General features: G+C 60.2%; 20 protein-coding genes. 9 read left to right on the top strand and 11 right to left on the bottom strand.

Features of this window, described 5'->3' with window-relative positions; all coding sequences use genetic code 11:
• Positions 1-35 precede the first annotated feature (35 nt).
• Complete coding sequence (locus NTD84_RS25830; RefSeq protein ID WP_262171519.1) at positions 36-254, top strand: PLD nuclease N-terminal domain-containing protein; 219 nt, start codon at positions 36-38, stop codon at positions 252-254.
• Positions 255-854: 600 nt separating this feature from the next.
• Complete coding sequence (locus tag NTD84_RS25825; protein WP_262171517.1) at positions 855-1,148, top strand: fructose-bisphosphate aldolase; 294 nt, start codon at positions 855-857, stop codon at positions 1,146-1,148.
• A 128-nt stretch (positions 1,149-1,276) separates the two neighbouring features.
• On the opposite strand, the gene NTD84_RS25820 is transcribed toward NTD84_RS25825, so the two are convergent.
• The 6 genes from NTD84_RS25820 to NTD84_RS25795 all read right to left on the bottom strand — a co-directional run bounded on the left by NTD84_RS25820 (position 1,277) and on the right by NTD84_RS25795 (position 7,413).
• Positions 1,277-1,570, bottom strand: coding sequence for a hypothetical protein (locus NTD84_RS25820; RefSeq protein ID WP_262171514.1), 294 nt, complete (start codon positions 1,568-1,570; stop codon positions 1,277-1,279).
• Positions 1,571-1,655: 85 nt separating this feature from the next.
• Positions 1,656-2,087 (bottom strand): hypothetical protein, encoded by a 432-nt coding sequence (locus NTD84_RS25815; protein WP_262171511.1) that lies wholly within the window; start codon positions 2,085-2,087, stop codon positions 1,656-1,658.
• 57 nt (positions 2,088-2,144) lie between these two features.
• Positions 2,145-2,693, bottom strand: coding sequence for a cupin domain-containing protein (locus NTD84_RS25810; protein ID WP_028623608.1), 549 nt, complete (start codon positions 2,691-2,693; stop codon positions 2,145-2,147).
• A gap of 368 nt (positions 2,694-3,061) precedes the next feature.
• A complete protein-coding gene (locus NTD84_RS25805; protein ID WP_262171504.1) occupies positions 3,062-4,345 on the bottom strand; it encodes an NAD(P)/FAD-dependent oxidoreductase in 1,284 nt (427 codons plus the stop codon).
• 55 nt (positions 4,346-4,400) lie between these two features.
• Complete coding sequence (locus NTD84_RS25800; RefSeq protein ID WP_262171502.1) at positions 4,401-5,891, bottom strand: aldehyde dehydrogenase; 1,491 nt, start codon at positions 5,889-5,891, stop codon at positions 4,401-4,403.
• A 145-nt stretch (positions 5,892-6,036) separates the two neighbouring features.
• Positions 6,037-7,413, bottom strand: coding sequence for a glutamine synthetase family protein (locus NTD84_RS25795; protein WP_262171499.1), 1,377 nt, complete (start codon positions 7,411-7,413; stop codon positions 6,037-6,039).
• A gap of 280 nt (positions 7,414-7,693) precedes the next feature.
• Between NTD84_RS25795 and NTD84_RS25790 the strand changes: the two genes are divergently transcribed.
• The 5 genes from NTD84_RS25790 (at position 7,694) to NTD84_RS25770 (ending at position 12,912) form a co-directional block, all read left to right on the top strand.
• Positions 7,694-8,455 (top strand): gamma-glutamyl-gamma-aminobutyrate hydrolase family protein, encoded by a 762-nt coding sequence (locus NTD84_RS25790; RefSeq protein ID WP_262171498.1) that lies wholly within the window; start codon positions 7,694-7,696, stop codon positions 8,453-8,455.
• A gap of 369 nt (positions 8,456-8,824) precedes the next feature.
• Positions 8,825-9,967, top strand: coding sequence for a polyamine ABC transporter ATP-binding protein (potA, locus tag NTD84_RS25785; RefSeq protein ID WP_262171497.1), 1,143 nt, complete (start codon positions 8,825-8,827; stop codon positions 9,965-9,967).
• A gap of 29 nt (positions 9,968-9,996) precedes the next feature.
• On the top strand, positions 9,997-10,878 hold the full coding sequence (locus NTD84_RS25780; protein ID WP_262171788.1) for an ABC transporter permease subunit: 882 nt from the start codon (positions 9,997-9,999) through the stop codon (positions 10,876-10,878).
• Positions 10,875-11,759: an ABC transporter permease subunit gene (locus NTD84_RS25775; RefSeq protein WP_262171494.1), complete on the top strand. Its 885-nt coding sequence runs from the start codon at positions 10,875-10,877 to the stop codon at positions 11,757-11,759. The genes NTD84_RS25780 and NTD84_RS25775 overlap by 4 nt, the downstream gene beginning before the upstream one ends.
• 55 nt (positions 11,760-11,814) lie before the next feature.
• The gene (locus tag NTD84_RS25770; RefSeq protein WP_262171492.1) at positions 11,815-12,912 is read left to right on the top strand and encodes a polyamine ABC transporter substrate-binding protein; all 1,098 of its coding nucleotides are present in this window, start codon (positions 11,815-11,817) and stop codon (positions 12,910-12,912) included.
• 342 nt (positions 12,913-13,254) lie between these two features.
• Here NTD84_RS25770 and thpR read toward each other — a convergent pair whose 3' ends face one another.
• Complete coding sequence (gene thpR / locus NTD84_RS25765) at positions 13,255-13,794, bottom strand: RNA 2',3'-cyclic phosphodiesterase (RefSeq protein ID WP_262171490.1); 540 nt, start codon at positions 13,792-13,794, stop codon at positions 13,255-13,257.
• A gap of 60 nt (positions 13,795-13,854) precedes the next feature.
• Here thpR and NTD84_RS25760 point away from each other — a divergent pair, with 60 nt between their 5' ends.
• On the top strand, positions 13,855-14,049 hold the full coding sequence (locus tag NTD84_RS25760; protein WP_262171487.1) for a hypothetical protein: 195 nt from the start codon (positions 13,855-13,857) through the stop codon (positions 14,047-14,049).
• Between the two features lie 12 nt (positions 14,050-14,061).
• Here the strand turns inward: NTD84_RS25760 and NTD84_RS25755 are convergent, their stop codons facing one another.
• Entirely contained in the window at positions 14,062-14,415 is a 354-nt protein-coding gene (locus tag NTD84_RS25755; RefSeq protein ID WP_262171485.1) for a DUF1428 domain-containing protein, read from the bottom strand.
• A 2-nt stretch (positions 14,416-14,417) separates the two neighbouring features.
• Complete coding sequence (locus tag NTD84_RS25750; protein ID WP_262171483.1) at positions 14,418-15,503, bottom strand: hypothetical protein; 1,086 nt, start codon at positions 15,501-15,503, stop codon at positions 14,418-14,420.
• 344 nt (positions 15,504-15,847) lie between these two features.
• On the opposite strand from NTD84_RS25750, the gene NTD84_RS25745 reads away from it, so the two are divergent.
• On the top strand, positions 15,848-16,108 hold the full coding sequence (locus NTD84_RS25745; protein ID WP_262171480.1) for a hypothetical protein: 261 nt from the start codon (positions 15,848-15,850) through the stop codon (positions 16,106-16,108).
• 330 nt (positions 16,109-16,438) lie between these two features.
• Here NTD84_RS25745 and NTD84_RS25740 read toward each other — a convergent pair whose 3' ends face one another.
• Positions 16,439-16,888: a cupin domain-containing protein gene (locus NTD84_RS25740; RefSeq protein ID WP_262171478.1), complete on the bottom strand. Its 450-nt coding sequence runs from the start codon at positions 16,886-16,888 to the stop codon at positions 16,439-16,441.
• Between the two features lie 139 nt (positions 16,889-17,027).
• The gene (locus NTD84_RS25735) at positions 17,028-17,414 is read right to left on the bottom strand and encodes a DUF1801 domain-containing protein (protein WP_262171476.1); all 387 of its coding nucleotides are present in this window, start codon (positions 17,412-17,414) and stop codon (positions 17,028-17,030) included.
• Positions 17,415-17,539: the final 125 nt, after the last annotated feature.

Below are 17,539 nucleotides of genomic sequence, written 5' to 3'. Positions count from 1 at the left end.
CCCGCCTAAAGCAAAGACCATCAGGAGGGCACTCAATGCAAATCGAAACCATCTGGATCGTACTCGCCGCCATTCTCGTACTGGTCGAGCTATGGGCCATCAACAAAGTGCGCAAAGCCGAAGGCAAATCCAGCAACAAACTCGTATGGATGGTGGTGATCGTGTTCGTGCCGCTGTTCGGGCTGATCGCATGGGCGGTGGCGGGGCCGAAACATGCAAATCCGAATCCGCATTCGCCGCAGGCTCGACAATGACACCGGATGCCTGACAACGATCCAGAAACTGGACAGCATGAAAAGACAAAGCCCCGGTCATTCGGGGCTTTTTTATCTCTGACCAACACAGCCGTTGCGAAGCCATCCCGGAAGCTGTCGAGGGCCGCGATGGTTGGATCTTGACGTCCGAAAGTCGTGTAGGAAGTTACCTTTTGCGACGAAGGTTTTTACCCCGCTCGATAGCGAAGCGGCCACAAAACCTGCCCCCGATTTTCCAGAGCGCTCCGCTCCCCCCGGAACACCGCAAGAAGCTTGAAAACAGTGGCCATGCGCCTTGCTCAAAGGATCGCCAGAGCGTCCTACAGCATGGTTGTGAGCAGCAAAATGAGTCCCTATATTCGGCCCGTTGCTTACCGCATTCACCGATTGGGTCTCGCAGACCCGAAAAGGAGTGAGCACACCGCCGAATAGCAACTGTGGCAAACTTTGCCACCGTTCCCTTTTATGGCGGCTGTGTGTGGGAGGCCTTAGGGTCTGCCGGCTTCGTTCTCTTCTCCGGTCTGCGAACCCGCACATAGCTGCCACCCATTTGTTTCGCAGCAGAGAGGTGGCCTCATAATTCTTGAAGGAACAACAAACATGACAAAGAAACATCCGCCGCACCGTTTTATCCCCATGAGCCAATTCGCCACGGACTACCCCGTCTTAGTCATCGATCGCGACGCCCCAATCCGCGAGCTTCACAACTGCGTCAGCGAACGCCTCAACGCCGTTCTCCAATACCTGAACCTCATGGCCTGCACCAGTCTCCCCGACTACGCCGAAAACGATATCAACACCGTCACCAACATCTCCCGAATCCTGCTTCAGGACGTGAGTGACGTCTTTCGGGTAATTGAGCAGCGTGGGTTTGAAATACCCAAGGAATACTGACCCGTCCTTGAACCGCAACACCTTGTTGTTGCGGTTTTTCGTCGCGTGAACACCTCTTACGCAAAAAAATGCCCACGTCTCGCAACATGGGCATTTTTATACAGCCTTCTTGCGTTTCACCTCGCAAACTAACCACCCCCGCCACTGCCACCATTGCCGCCGCTGCTACTGCTACTGCCGCTGGTTCCACCCGCCTTGGTTCCAGCAGGTGTGGGGCCATTGTCAGTCGTCCCGCCATCCGCCCCTTTAGGCAGCGAGCCGGCATCCGGGTCTGCATTGGTGGCTTCTGGCGCGGGCTGGCGAGTCTCGGTCTTGCCGTCGGCGGAGGTAGTGCCCGACGTTGAAGTCGCTGCAGCGGCATACAGCGAACTGCCCGATAAGATCGCCGCGAGCGTCAGTACCACAATTTTCTGATTCATCATGTTGAATCTTCCTTTGCGTGAGATAACACAACATTGGAAGAAGGGATGCTGGAAACGTGCGGGGGAGCGGACGAACGGTAATGGCTTAGCGCCCGCGACCTGGCTTCCAGACGCAGTGACTAAAAACGGCAATCGCTGCTGCAAAGGCAATGAACAGCAGGCTGATAGCGCCCCAACGAGGTACATCGCTCAGGCATGTGATCTTGTCCAGTTGCGGGATAAAAAGAACGGTCCCGATCAACGCCCCGACCCCAATGGCAATCCTTGAAGCTCGCACACTGGTATATCGCCCCTCCAGCGTTTCACCAAACTCGATCTTTTTCATTTTCGGAGCGTAGTAGCGCAAGCCGCAAAAACAGAAGATCACGTAGAGGGTGATCCCGATCGCGTAGAAATACGTGTCTTCCAGCGTGATCAGCTCTTTCAGGCCGACCATCACTATCACGGTATAGAACGCCGAACAGGCCAGCACCATCGGCCAGGCCCAGAGGTAGTAGCGAAACGTTCGAGCGTCCATAAACACATCATCCATTACGAATAAAACGCCCGCATCCCTAACCAGGATGCGGTGAAATCAGAAGTTCGCCGGGGTGTTGGCGCTGATGATTTCCGCTTCATCCTGGCCGATATTGCGGAACCGGTGCGGCAGCGTCGTCGGGAAGTAGTAGCCGTCCCCCGCGTTGAGCACGCTGATCTGCCCGTCAACCGTCAGCTCAACCGTCCCCCGCGTGACCAGTCCACATTCCTCGCCTTCCGAGTGCACGATCGGTTCTTCCCCGGAACTCGCGCCGGGTGCGTACTGCTCGCGCAACAGGCGCATCTGCCGGCTCGGCACGGAGGCACCAATCAGCAGCAAGCGCAGGCCATGACGGCCCAGATCCGGCTGTTCGTTGGCGCGGAAGACGTATTGGTGCTCGCGGGGTGGCTGGTCGAAGGTGAAAAAGTCCGCCAGGGACATGGGAATGCCTTCGAGCAGTTTCTTCAGGGAACTAACGGAAGGACTGACGCGATTTTGTTCGATCAGGGAGATGGTGGCATTGGTGACGCCGCTACGCCGGGCCAGCTCGCGCTGGGAGAGTTTGTAGCTTTCGCGTACTAATTTGAGTCGTGAGCCCGTGTCCATGACAGCCTTATGCGAGAAATACTTAAGGGTTATGGGGGTGGATGGCGGGCGACTTTTGGCCGCGAGAGTACCGCTTCCCTGTCCCGGAGATTTGAAAGTCGGGTATTAAATCACGTTTGGGGGTGTTGCTGTAGGCGCAAGGTTGTTGGGGATGGTGGTGTATCAGCCTGGCGGATTATTGCCTGGATGAATGCCATCGCCAGCAAGCTGGCTCCTGCGGTTTTGTTGGTGTTGGGCGCATATTTATTGTCCACGTTGGATCCCTGTGGGGGCGGGCTTACCCGCGATGGCGGTGTGTCAGGCGACATTGATGGCGACTGGCACGGCCTCATCGCGGGCAAGCCCGCTCCCACAGGGCTTGTGGTGGGTTAGATACCGAAACGATCGCGTAGCGCGTAGTACGCCGCGCCCATGGCGGTCAGCGGCGCCTGGAAGGTGCGGCCGCCGATCATCGGCATGTGCGGCAGCGAGGCGAAGGCATCGAAGCGTTCGGCATCGCCGCGGATCATTTCCGAGATCAGTTTGCCGGCGAGGTGCGAGCAGGTGACGCCGTGGCCGCTGTAACCCTGCATGTAGTAGGCGTTTTTCTCGATGCGGCCGAATTGCGGCATGCGCGACATGGTCAGCAGGAAGTTGCCGGTCCAGCGGTAATCGATCTTCACGTCCTTCAATTGTGGGAAGGTCTTGAGGATTTTCGGTTTGATCAGCTGTTCGATATCGTCCGGTTCACGGGCGCCGTAGACCACGCCACCGCCGTAGAGCAAGCGGTTGTCGGCGGTGAGGCGGTAGTAGTCCAGCAGGTAATTGCAGTCTTCGACGCAGTAGTTGTTCTTGATCAGGCTGCGCGCAACCTTTTCGGACAGCGGCTCGGTGACAACGATTTGCGAACCGCACGGCATGCTTTTGCTGGTCACACGATTGTCGAGGCCCTGCGGCAGATAGGCGTTGCCGGCGATCAGCAGGTACTTGGCGCGGACCAGGCCTTTGGCGGTGCGCACGGTGATCGGCTCGCCGTAGGTGATTTCCACCGCCGCCGATTGCTCATAGATTTTGCCGCCCAGGCCAATGATCGCCGAAGCTTCGCCGAGGGCCAGGTTCAGCGGGTGGATGTGGCCGCCCTGCATGTCGAGCAGGCCGCCAACGTAGTTGTCGCTCCCGACTTCGCGCTTGATGTCAGCGGCGTCGAGCATCTTCAGGTTTTTATTGCCGTAACGCTCCCAGCTGTTCTTCTGTTCGGCCAGGCCCTTGAGCTGCTTCTTGTTCAGCGCCGCAAAGATGCCGCCGGGTTTGTAGTCGCACTGGATGTCGTAGTGCTGTATGCGCTGGCGGATGATGTCGGCGCCTTCGAAGATCATGCTGCCGAGGACTTCGGCGGTCTTGTCGCCGTAGCGCTCTTCGATGACATCGACGTCACGGCTGTAGGAGTTGACCAGTTGGCCGCCGTTGCGACCGCTGGCGCCGAAACCGACTTTGGCGGCTTCGAGCACGGTCACGCTATAGCCGGCTTCGGCAAGGAACAGCGCCGAGGACAGGCCGGTGTAGCCGGCGCCGATGATGCAGACGTCGCAGTCCACGGCTTGTTCCAGGACCGGGAAGTCACCGGTGAAGTTGCGGGTGGCGGCGTAGTAGCTGTTTACATGCGTTTGTTTCATAGGTTTCTCCGAGGATCGCCGGTCAGGTGCCGGCGACCGTCGTTTCTTATAGGTATCAGAGCTTGATCCAGGTCGCTTTGAGTTCGGTGTACTTGTCGAACGCGTGCAGCGATTTGTCCCGACCGTTACCCGACTGCTTGTACCCGCCGAATGGCGCGGTCATGTCGCCGCCGTCGTACTGGTTGACCCAGACGCTGCCGGCACGCAAGCCGCGGGCGAAGGTGTGGGCCTTGCTCAGGTTGCTGGTCCAGACGCCGGCGGCCAGGCCGAAGATGCTGTCGTTGGCGATGGCCAGCGCTTCTTCTTCAGTGTCGAAGGTGATCAACGACAACACCGGGCCGAAAATTTCTTCACGGGCGATGGTCATGGCGTTGGTCACGCCGTCGAAAATCGCCGGTTCCACGTACAGGCCCCCGCTGGCTTCGAGGGTGCGGCTGCCACCGGCGATCAGTTGCGCGCCCTGGTCTTTGCCGACCTGGATGTAACGCAGCACGTTGTCCAGTTGACGCTGGTCGACGACCGCGCCCACGGTGGTCTGCGGATCGAGGGCGTGCCCCGGTTTCCAGGCTTGCAACGCTTCCACCAGCAGCGGAATGAACTGCTCGCGTATCGAACGCTCCACCAGCAAGCGCGAGCCGGCGGTGCAGACTTCGCCCTGGTTGAAAGCGATGCCGCTGGCCGCTGCCTGTGCTGCCGCGCGCAAATCCGGCGCGTCGGCGAATACCACGTTCGGGCTCTTGCCCCCGGCTTCAAGCCAGACGCGTTTCATGTTGCTTTGGCCGGCGTAGATCAGCAGTTGCTTGGCAATCGCAGTCGAACCGGTGAAGGCCAGCACGTCGACGTCCATGTGCAGCGCCAGCGCTTTGCCGACGGTGTGGCCAAAGCCCGGCAGGACGTTGAACACGCCTTTCGGGATGCCGGCGTCCAGCGCCAGTTGCGCAATGCGAATGGCCGTGAGCGGCGACTTTTCCGACGGTTTGAGGATGAACGAGTTGCCCGCGGCCAGGGCCGGGGCGAACTTCCAGCTGGCCATGATCAACGGGAAGTTCCACGGCACGATGGCCGCGACCACCCCGGCAGGTTCGCGGGTGATGAGGCCGAGTTGGTCGTGCGGCGTCGCGGCGACTTCGTCGTAGATCTTGTCAATGGCTTCGGCGCTCCAGCGGATCGCGTTGGCGGTCGCCGGGATGTCGACGTTCATCGAGTCGCTGATCGGTTTGCCCATGTCGAGGGTTTCGAGCAGGGCCAATTCTTCCCGGTGGGCCAGGATCAGGTCGGCGAAGCGAATCAATACGCGCTTGCGCTCGGCCGGGGCAAGGTTGGCCCAAATGCCGGAATCGAAGGCGCGGCGGGCGACGGCCACGGCTTCGTTGGCGTCGGCTTCGTCGGTACTGGCGACGTTAGCCAGGAAACGGCCGTCGACCGGGCTGATGCATTCGAAGGTGGCACCGCTGAGTGCTGCGCGGTATTGGCCATCGATGAAGGCACGGCCTTCGAGGGTTAGGGACTGGAAGCGTTGTTCCCAGTCGCTGCGGGTCATGGTCATGGGGGTGACTCACAAGAAGAAAGGTTAACCACACCCCCTGTGGGAGCGAGCCTGCTCGCGATGAGGCCAGGGCAGGCGGTATTGATGTCGACTGACACGCCGCCATCGCGAGCAGGCTCGCTCCCACAGGGTATTGGGCTGATGCTTAAACGGTGTGCAGGTACCAGTTGTACTCAAGGTCCGAAATGGAGTTCTCGAACTCGGCCAGCTCGCTTTCCTTGCACGCCACGAACACGTCGATGTACAGCGGGTCGATGTATTTCGCCATGACCTCGCTGTCGTCCAGCTCACGCAGGGCATCGCGCAGGTTGTTCGGCAGGCTTTGCTCGTTCTGCTCGTAGCTGTTGCCTTCCACCGGGGCACCCGGCTCGATCTGGTTGGTCAGGCCGTGGTGAATGCCGGCCAGGACCGACGCCATCAGCAAGTACGGGTTGGCATCCGCGCCGGCCACGCGGTGTTCGATGCGCACGGAGTCCGGCGAACCGGTCGGCACACGTACCGCCACGGTACGGTTGTCGATGCCCCAGCTCGGCGAGTTCGGCACGTAGAACTGCGCGCCGAAACGACGGTACGAGTTGACGTTCGGGCAGAGGAAAGCCATCTGCGCCGGCAGGGTCTCGAGCACACCGCCGATAGCGTGTCGCAGCGCGGCGTTCTGCTCGGGATCCTCGCTGGCAAAGATGTTGTTGCCTTCTTTGTCGAGAATCGAAATGTGCACGTGCAAACCGTTGCCCGCCTGGCCCGGATACGGCTTGGCCATAAACGTGGTGTCCATCTCGTGGTCGTAGGCGATGTTTTTCACCAGACGCTTGAGCAACACCGCGTAGTCGCAGGCCTTGATCGGGTCGTTGACGTGGTGCAGGTTCACTTCGAATTGCGCCGGGGCGCTTTCCTTGACGATGGCGTCGGCAGGAATGCCCTGCTCTTTCGCGCCTTCGAGGATGTCTTGCAGGCAATCGACGTATTCGTCGAGGTCGTCGATCAGGTAGACCTGGGTCGACACCGGGCGCTTGCCCGAGACCGGCGAACGCGGCGACTGCGGACGACCGTTCACGTTGTCCTGGTCGATCAGGTAGAACTCGAGTTCGAACGCGGCACAAATGGTCAGGCCAAGGGCATCGAACTTGCGCACTACATTGGCCAGCACTTCCCGCGGATCAGCGAAGAATGCCTCGCCTTCCAGCTCGTGCATGGTCATCAGCAATTGAGCGGTTGGGCGCTTCTGCCACGGCTCGATGCTCAGGGTGCCGGGGATCGGGAAGCAGATCCGGTCAGAGTCGCCGATGTCCAGGCCCAGGCCGGTGCTTTCCACCGTGGAGCCGTTGATGTCCAGGGCAAACAGTGACGCCGGGAGGTTGATGCCTTTTTCGTAAACCTTATGAAGACTGGTGCGCTCGATGCGCTTGCCGCGCACCACACCGTTCATATCCGCAATCAGAAGGTCGACGTACAAAACCTCAGGATATTTCTTAAGGAATGCGTTTGCTTCGTTGAGTTGAACGGCACGCAGAGGGACCGACATGATGCACCTATTAGCTGTTAATTATTATGTTCACTACCTTGTTGCGAGCTCAGTCAACCCGAACGGCAAAGTGAAGTCAATAGCGAACAGCTGGCCTCTCATCCTTTATTTTCGGGGCCTTTTTGGGCACGAGAGTGCCAGATAGGTCGCCCGCACCGTGCAAATACGGGCGATCAGACGTGCGGCGTTTAGAATTTTTTACATGAGAGTTGTTAATTAAAATCAACAAGGCTAAGCTCCGGAAAAGCTCGTTCAAGTGTGAAACTTCGAGGTGATAAAAATGGCATTCAAGCCATTGATCGGCGTTACAGCGTGCGTCAAACAGATTGGCCTGCACCCCTACCACATCAGCGGCGACAAGTACTTGCGTGCTGTCAGCGTTGCGGCATTGGGGCTGCCCGTCGTTATTCCTTCCCTGGCTGAACTGACCGAAATCGAGGATGTGCTCGCGCACCTTGACGGTCTGTTGCTGACCGGCTCGCCGTCGAACGTGGAACCCTTCCACTATCAAGGCCCGGCCAGCGCTCCCGGCACGGATCACGATCCGGCACGGGACGCCACTACCCTTCCCTTGTTACGTGCAGCCATTGCGGCGGGCGTTCCGGTGCTCGGCATCTGCCGCGGCTTCCAGGAAATGAACGTGGCGTTCGGCGGCAGCCTGCACCAGAAGGTGCATGAACTGCCGGGCATGCTCGATCACCGGGAAGCGGACAGCCCTGAGCTGGCGGTGCAGTACGCCCCGGCGCATGCGGTGACCGTGCAACCGGGTGGCGTGTTCGAGGCGTTGGAATTGCCCGCCGAGTTCAGGGTCAATTCGATCCACAGCCAGGGCATCGACCGACTGGCGCCCGGCCTGCGCGCCGAGGCGATTGCGCCAGACGGTTTGATCGAGGCGATCTCCGTGGACCACAGCCCGACCTTCGCCGTTGGCGTGCAATGGCACCCGGAATGGCAGGTGCTTTCGAATCCTCCTTATTTGAGTATTTTCCAAGCATTCGGCGATGCATGCCGGCGACGGGCCGCGCTGCGTAAAACCCGCTGACTCAACACACCCAACTTTTTACTGCCCCCGCGAGTCAGGCGGACGTGCCTTTGCGCGCCCGTGACTAGCGATAACGACACACTGCAATAACAACAAGTACGACCCAGGCAGCCAGGATGGCGGCGCCGAATAAGCCTGGGGGTGGACGATGCCAGTCAAGCCAGCGCGAAACCAGTGTGGGAGCGGGCTTGCCCGCGAAGACGGTGGGTCAGTCGACATCGCCGTCACAGATTCACCGCTTTCGCGAGCAAGCCCGCTCCCACAGGGAATCGCATTTCGATTGACTGGCACCGCTCGGCCCCGGGCTTGCAATCCACTCTTAAGTCAGGCCGCGTTGGCCCGACGACTGAAACCTGTTGGGAGTTTCACATGGCAAACGCCTCCAGCATTTACAGGAAGGCTATTGAAGGTCACCAGGCACCGAAAAAGGTCTTGGTGAAAGTCGACCGCGTCACCAAGAAGTTCGACGAAACCACCGCGGTGGACGATGTCTCGCTTGAGATTCATCAAGGGGAAATCTTCGCCCTGCTCGGTGGCTCCGGTTCCGGCAAGTCGACCCTGCTGCGCATGCTCGCCGGCTTCGAGCGCCCGACCGAAGGACGGATTCTGCTCGATGGCGTGGACATCACCGACATGCCGCCGTACGAACGGCCGATCAACATGATGTTCCAGTCGTACGCTCTATTCCCGCACATGACCGTCGCGCAGAACATCGCCTTCGGCCTCAAGCAGGACCGTTTGCCCGCCAGCGAAATCGACGCCCGCGTTGAAGAGATGCTGCGCCTGGTGCACATGACCCAATACGCCAAACGCAAACCTCATCAACTGTCCGGCGGCCAGCGTCAGCGTGTGGCCCTGGCCCGTTCCCTGGCCAAGCGCCCGAAGTTGTTGCTGCTCGACGAACCCATGGGCGCGCTGGATAAAAAGCTGCGTTCGCAGATGCAACTGGAGCTGGTGGAAATCATCGAACGCGTCGGCGTGACCTGCGTCATGGTGACCCACGACCAGGAAGAGGCCATGACCATGGCCCAGCGCATCGCGATCATGCACCTGGGCTGGATCGCCCAGATCGGCAGCCCGGTCGACATCTATGAAGCGCCGGTCAGCCGCATGGTCTGCGAATTCATCGGCAACGTGAACGCCTTCGACGGCACCGTGGTGGAAGACCTCGAAGGTCACGCGATCATTCACAGCCCGGACCTGGAACAGAAGATCTACGTCGGTCACGGTGTCAGCACCTCGGTGCAGGACAAGTCGATCACCTACGCGATCCGCCCGGAAAAAATGCTGGTCAGCACCACCCAACCCGAGGCCCGCTACAACTGGTCCCAGGGCAAGGTGCATGACATCGCCTACCTCGGCGGTCACTCGGTGTTCTACGTCGAATTGCCAAGCGGCAAGGTCGTGCAGTCGTTCATGGCCAACGCCGAACGCCGCGGCGCGCGCCCGACCTGGGACGACAAGGTCTACGTGTGGTGGGAAGACGACAGCGGCGTGGTACTGCGCTCATGAAAACACTCAATCAGCAGTTCATGCGGCTGATGCCGAGTGGTCGAAAGCTCGTCATCGGGGTTCCGTTCCTGTGGCTGTGCCTGTTTTTCCTGTTGCCGTTCTTCCTGGTGATGAAGATCAGCTTCTCGGAAGCGGCGCTGGCCATCCCTCCTTACTCGGAGATCTACACCTTCGCCGAGCAGAAATTCCAGCTGTTCCTCAACGTCGGCAACTACCTGCTGCTGACCCAGGATGAGTTGTACATCTCGGCTTACCTGGGTTCGTTGAAGGTTGCGCTGTTCAGTACGTTGATGTGCCTGGTGCTCGGTTTTCCGATGGCCTATGCCATTACCAAGGCGAGCAAAGAAGCGCAAAACGTCCTGATGTTGCTGATCATGATGCCGACCTGGACCGCGATCCTGATCCGCGTATATGCGTGGATGGGCATCCTCAGCAACAACGGTTTGCTGAACGCGTTCCTGATGTGGACCGGGCTGACCGATCACCCGATCGAGATCCTCAACACCAACACCGCCGTTTATATAGGCGTGGTGTACGCGTACCTGCCGTTCATGATCCTGCCGCTGTACGCCAACCTGGTGAAGCATGATCAAAGCCTGCTGGAAGCCGCGTCGGACCTGGGTTCGAGCAACTTCAACAACTTCTGGAAAATCACCGTGCCGCTGGCCAAGAACGGCATCATCGCCGGTTGCATGCTGGTGTTCATTCCGGTGGTCGGTGAGTTCGTGATTCCGGAACTGCTGGGCGGCCCGGAAACCCTGATGATCGGCCGTGTGTTGTGGCAAGAGTTCTTCAACAACCGCGACTGGCCGGTGGCGTCTGCCCTGGCGGTGGTGATGCTGTTGATCCTGATTGTGCCCATTCTGCTGTTCAACCGCAGCCAGGCCAAAGAGATGGAGGCACGGGGATGAAACGTTTCGGTTTTTCAAAATTGATGCTGGTGTTCGGCCTGTCGTTTATCTACCTGCCGATGCTAATTCTGGTGATCTACTCGTTCAACGCCTCGAAGCTGGTGACGGTGTGGGGTGGCTGGTCGTTCAAGTGGTACGCCGGCCTGCTCGACAACACGCAACTAATGGGCTCGGTGGTGCGCTCGCTGGAAATCGCCTGCTACACCGCGATTGCCGCCGTCGCGCTGGGGACGTTGGCCGCCTTCGTCCTGACCCGCGTCACGCGCTTCAAGGGTCGCACGCTGTTCGGTGGCCTGGTCACCGCGCCGCTGGTGATGCCGGAAGTGATCACCGGTCTGTCGCTGTTGCTGCTGTTCGTGGCCATGGCGCAGTTGATCGGCTGGCCGATGGAGCGTGGCATCGTCACGATCTGGATCGCTCACACCACCTTTTGTGCCGCTTATGTGGCAGTGGTAGTCTCCGCGCGCCTTCGTGAGCTGGACCTGTCCATCGAAGAAGCGGCCATGGACCTCGGGGCGAAGCCGTTCAAGGTGTTTTTCCTGATCACCATCCCGATGATCGCACCGTCACTGGCGGCCGGCGGCATGATGTCGTTTGCCTTGTCGCTGGATGACCTGGTGCTGGCGAGCTTCGTCTCCGGGCCGGGCTCGACAACCTTGCCCATGGAAGTGTTCTCGGCGGTGCGTCTGGGTGTGAAACCCGAGATCAACGCCGTGGCCAGCCTGATTCTGCTCGCCGTTTCGATCGTGACCTTCATGGTCTGGTACTTCAGCCGCCGCGCCGAAGCCACCCGTAAACGTGCAATCCAGGAAGCCATGGACCAGACCGCCAGCGAATCCTGGCAATCACCGAAAAAGCAAATGGTAGAAGCGACGGCCTAGTGCCGTCGCGGTTTTGCGCTTTTGATTTTGAAACAAGAAGAATGGAGTTGTACCGATGAAAATGTTTGGCAGGACTCTGCTGACACTGTCCTTATTGGGCGCGATCGCCACCGGCGCCCAGGCCAATGACAAGGTACTGCGCGTCTACAACTGGTCGGACTACATCGCCCCGGACACTGTCAAGAAGTTCGAAGACGAGACCGGCATCCGCGTGACCTACGATGTGTTCGACAGCAATGAAACCCTTGAGGCTCGCCTGCTCGCAGGTAAATCCGGCTACGACATCGTCGTGCCGTCCAACAGTTTCCTGGCCAAGCAGATCAAGGCGGGCGTCTATCAGGAACTGGACAAGTCGAAGCTGCCGAACTGGAAAAACCTCAACCCGGTGCTGCTGAAAAACGCATCGGCCAGCGACCCGGGCAACAGCCATGCGTTCCCGTACATGTGGGGTTCGATCGGCATCGGCTTCAACCCGCAGAAGGTCAAGGAAGTGCTGGGTGCCAATGCGCCGACCGACTCCTGGGACCTGTTGTTCAAACCGGAAAACGCCGAGAAACTGAAAGCCTGCGGCATCAGTTTCCTCGATTCGCCGACCGAGATGCTGCCCGCGGCCCTGCACTATCTGGGTTACCCGGTGAACTCCCAGGACAAGGGGCAGATCGCCGAAGCGGAAGCGTTGTTCATGAAGATCCGGCCGTCGGTGGCGTATTTCCATTCGTCGAAGTACATCTCCGACCTGGCCAACGGCAATATCTGCGTCGCGGTCGGCTACTCCGGCGACGTGCTGCAAGCCAAGGCCCGCGCGCAGGAAGCGGGCGACAAGGTGAAGATCGACTACAGCATTCCGAAAGAGGGCGCCGGCAGTTTCTACGACATGGTCGCGATCCCGCGGGACGCGGCGAACGTAGAGAACGCCTACCTGTTCATGAACTTCCTGATGCGCCCGGACATCATCGCCGAGATCACCAACAACATCGGCTACAGCAACGCCAACGCCGCGGCGACGCCATTGGTGGATGAGGCGATTCGCGACGATCCGGGGTCGTACCCGTCCCAGGACGTGATGGCGACGCTGTATGCGATCCCGGACATGCCGATCGGTGTGCAGCGCGTGATGACCCGGGGCTGGACGCGAGTGAAGCTCGGAAAGTAAACACGCATAACACCGCTCCCACAGGGCTCAGCGCTCACCACACACCCTGTGGGAGCGAGCCTGCTCGCGATGAAGCCCTGAAATCCACCATCAATTCCCGTTTTCCGTTCAAGCAGCGCCTTACCACCGCTGCATCCTCTCTGCAGAACGGCCTCACCTGGCTTCCTCGGTTAAGGTGAATTTGGGCGCCCTCCTCGGGCGCTTTTTTTTGCCTTCCGCCATCCCACAATCCCTGTAGGAGCCAGCTTGCTGGCGATGGTCGTCAACGATGACGGGTGTTGTCTGGATGAACGCGGCGCTCTTGAGTGCATCGCCAGCAGGCTGGCTCCTACAGGATTGCGTTCATGCGGGAATGAGCGGCCATTCGGCCAACGCTCGGTAGCGGCCCTTGTGGGATTCGAACAAGGCGAATCGATCCGCCCGCAGAAAAAACTCCGGCGCCGTCGTCGATTCAGGCACCGGCTCGCGATAATCCCGCGCCAACGTCAAATGCGGCCGAAATTCTTTCGGCGCCTCCTCGAATCCAAACGGCAACATGGCTTGCTCCAGCGCGTACACCAGCCGCAGCAACTCCGGCGGCGCCTGCTCCGCAGCGAGCACCAACGCCCCTGCCCTGCGCCAGACGTCCAGCCGATCCAGCACCACCCGCAACGGCACACCCGGCACGCGAACCGCTGCCGCCGCCGTGCAGATCTCGGCAATCTGCGCCACACCTACCGCGCCGAGAAACAGCAACGTCAGGTGAAAATTCTCCGTCGGCACCGGGCGTCCGTTGCGCAGTTCAAGCGCGTTGCGCCACCGGGCGATGGCCTTGCGTTGCTCGGGCGGGCAGTCCAGGGCAAAAAACAGCCGTTTGACCGGCTCGCGGGTTTCGTCGCTCACGCCTGGCACCTCCTGACATGCACGTTATAGTTGAAGCCAGCGAATGAACGGGACAAGGCCATGCGAGAGATCATCAGCAAAGAGCCGTGGTGGGCCATGCCACCGCAACCGGGTCAGGATGAGTCAACACTGGAATGGGGCTGGCTGGTTCACTATAGCGAAGGTGAGCCGCGTTTCGAGTTTGTCCGGGAGCGACCGACGGACAGCGAGATCCGCAATCGCAAGAGTTGCAGGATCACCCCGGCCTCGGAGTGATCCTGCCGGGTCTCAGGCCTGCAAGAGGACGTTGAAGCCACCGAAGATCATCCGCTGGCCGTCGAACGGCATCGGATTGACGTCCTGCTGCATGCGCGGGTCGGCCATCATTTTCTGCATGCCGGCATCGCGGGTGGCCTTGTCCGGCCAGACGATCCACGAAAACACCACGGTTTCGCCGTCCTTGAGCTTCACTGCCAGCGGAAACGAGGTCAGCTTGCCGTCGGGCACATCATCGCCCCAGCACTCGACGATGCTCTGGGCGCCGCTTTCCTTGAAGATCACCGCGGCAGTCTCGGCGTGTTTCTTGAATTTCTCACGGTTGGCGGTGGGCACCGCGAACACGCAGCCATCAACGTAGGACATGGTCATTCTCCTGCGGGGGGTTGAGGGTCGATCTGCGGGTTAGTCGGTTCGGGCGGACGCCAATCGACAGCAGCGCTGCCCGAACTGACCGACGGTACGCCGGCGCTCCCCGCCAGATGGCCCTCGATCTGCCCTGCCATGTACAACGTTCCTGCCATGACGCCGGTGGTCGGGTTCTGCACCAGTTTTATCCAGGCCTTGTCGAACGTGTTGCCCAGACTGCTGCGGATCAGCGCTTCGCTGTCCGGCCGCTCGCTCGCCTGGATCAGCGCGCGAATCCCCGCCACCCCCACGGTAATCAAGCCCCCGGCGAGCTTGCCCGCCGCCGCGGCCACCGCACTGGCGGCGCCGCGCGGGGCCATTTCGGCTTCCATCCGCTGGCTGGCACGTTTGGCCACCGGGGCCATGGCGGTGTCGGTCGAATCAACGCCTTTGCTGCCACCGGCCTGGTGGATCTTGTCGATCAACGCCGCGTAAGCCGGCAAGGTGTTCAGCGGCTGGGTGCGCACCACTTGGTACAGCGAAGCATCCCGGGCCGGCGGCGGTCCCAGGGCGATGGCGGGGATTTTCTGCAGGCGACCGTTGAGCTGGGCCATGGGCACGCCGTAGCGCTGGGAGATTTTCTGCAGCTCCTCCTGAAGAATGTCGACGTAGAACGCCGTCGCCAGGCCGAGAATCTGGTCGGGATCAATCTCTACCGCGACCGGGTTGAGCACACGCTCCTGGTATTGCTCCAGCAGATAGGCGGCCAGGCGCTTGGCCGAGGCATCCTGCTCGCCCTGGGCACTGAGGGTGTACCAGCTGACCTTCATCGACAACCATTCCTGGGTCCAGTAGCTGCTGAACCAGGGAATGAAGTTTTCTTCGGTCAACTGATAAACCCGGGTGCGCCAGTACTCCATGGCTCCGCGGGAGTAGATCCGTGTCTGTTCGGTGGCGGATTTCGAGGCCTCGACGATGTCCCGGTCCACCTGCTGCCAGGTGCTTTGGGAAATGATCACCGGCGGCGCTGGCGCCGGGGCACGCGCAGGCATGGCGCATCCCGCCAACACCAGCAGCACGGCGACGATCAGCGAACGCAGGCTCAAGATCGTGGTTCCTGCAGACTCCTCCCGAACCGGGCGTTCGGGGGTCAAAAGGCATTCTGATTTGAGTATAGGCGGCTGTCGGTGGCTGTTTTTGATGTTGACGGTGTTTCTCAACGCCTCCTGGCGGGCACCCCAAACAATCGACCATCACTTATATCGATATTCACCATCGCCGCGAATGCCTTCCGCAAAAAACTCGACAGCGTAGGATCAACCCCAACCCGACACAAAACCCCGAACCGGAGGGGCAAAATCATGTTGACTCATCTACTGACCTGCCTGGCCCTGACAGCCCTCACGCTGACCGTCCTTTCGTGGTACGTCCTGACCGAGGAGCGCACATCATGATCCACACCGTCACCCTCGCCGTGAGCTTTCCGGTATTCGGCAGCAACTACTACTCGCAGCAGGTCGTCTCGCGCAAAGCGCTGTCGCTGGTGTTCGACAAGAACTTCGAAGCACTGCTGATGCCGGCCGCCGCCAATCACTTCAGCAACGAAGTGGTCGGGCTCAACGATCAGTTCCGCTTCCTCAACGATGTACTGGCCGAGCACTTGCTGGATGTCGAATTGGGTCAGCATTCGTCCCGCTCGTTCACCTTTTAAGGCGCCGTGCACCGCGAGCACACGTCACGAACGCACCCTCGCAGCCAGCGATGCACCGTATCGCGCGGCGACTGTGGGAGTCAGCTTGCCGGCGATGGCGATCTCACGGCCGTCATCGCTGGCAGGCCAGCTCCCACAATGGTCCGCGTGCAAACCCAAATCCTGTGGGAGCCGGCCTGCCGGCGATGGTGCTCTCACGGCCGTCATCGCTAGCAAGCTAGGTCCCACAATGTCTGCGTGCAAACCCGATCCTGTGGGAGCCGGCCTGCCGGCGATGGCGATCTCATGGTCGGCACAATCGTCCGCGTACGACGGATTTTGTGTCGGGCCTTACTGCTTGACCTTAACCAGCGGCTCACCCTTTTTCACGATGTACGTCGCCAGCTCCGAGCCGCTTTGCGTTCCGACGTTCTTCGCGATGTGCGCGACCCCGGCCGGGATGTACAGCGAGTCACCGGTTTTCAGCGTCACCGGAGGCTGCCCTTCCAGTTGATATTCGAAGGTGCCGTCGATGACGTAAGCCACCTCGACGCCAGGGTGGGAGTGGTTGGGGGACGCGACACCCGCATCGAAATCAACCCGCACCTGAATCACTTCCTGATCAGCGACGCCCAGGTCCTTGCGGACCAGATCGGTGCGATGTAGACCTGCCTGCCAGCTCTTGGCAGCGGCCTTCACTTCCTCGGCCTGGGACACGCCCGAGAAGGCAGCGAGTGCGGCAGTGGTGACGACAGCGATGCCAAGCATTCTGGCGGTGTGACGAGGGTTCAAGCGGAACATGGCATTTCTCCGGTGGATACCGTTGCGGTGTCGCCATTAGGCCGCCGCCCTGTATCGCGAACGTGTCGTTCAGGGCACGGTTTTGTATGCGCACTTAGCTGCGGGCCTCCCAGATACACAGGAATACAGTCGCGCAGGGTTACCTGGAGGTGTTGAGCGTCACTGCCGCGCGGATCAGCGCTTTGAACGCTTTTTCATCAATCGCCTCGCCCTCATGCACATCAATCGCCCTTCGGGTGTTGCCTTCCAGGCTCGCATTGAAAAGCCCCGATGGATCTTCCAGCGCCGCACCCTTGGCGAAGGTCATCTTCACAACCGACTTATAAGTCTCGCCGGTGCAAATGATGCCACCATGGGACCACACCGGCACGCCCCGCCATTTCCATTCCTCGACCACTTCGGGGTCCGCCTGTTTGATCAGCGCCCGGACCCGTGCCAGCGTCTCGCCGCGCCAGTCGTTCAGCTCCCTGATGCGTGCGTCGATCAGCGCAGAGGCGGATGCTTCCCCGCTGCTTTCCTTGTTCATGGTGCGCGTCCTCTTCGGAATACCGGTCGCTTCAGTATTGCCGGTTTGCGGATTCTCTCCAGCCCGTCACGCGACCGGCTGGCCGTACAAGGTTGCGGGTGCGGCAATCGCGGCCTATGGTCCAA

The organism is Pseudomonas sp. 14P_8.1_Bac3, from assembly GCF_025466085.1.
Lineage (GTDB): Bacteria > Pseudomonadota > Gammaproteobacteria > Pseudomonadales > Pseudomonadaceae > Aquipseudomonas.
Note: the sequence above shows the minus strand (reverse complement) of the source record. Positions and strands in the feature narration are given on the sequence as shown.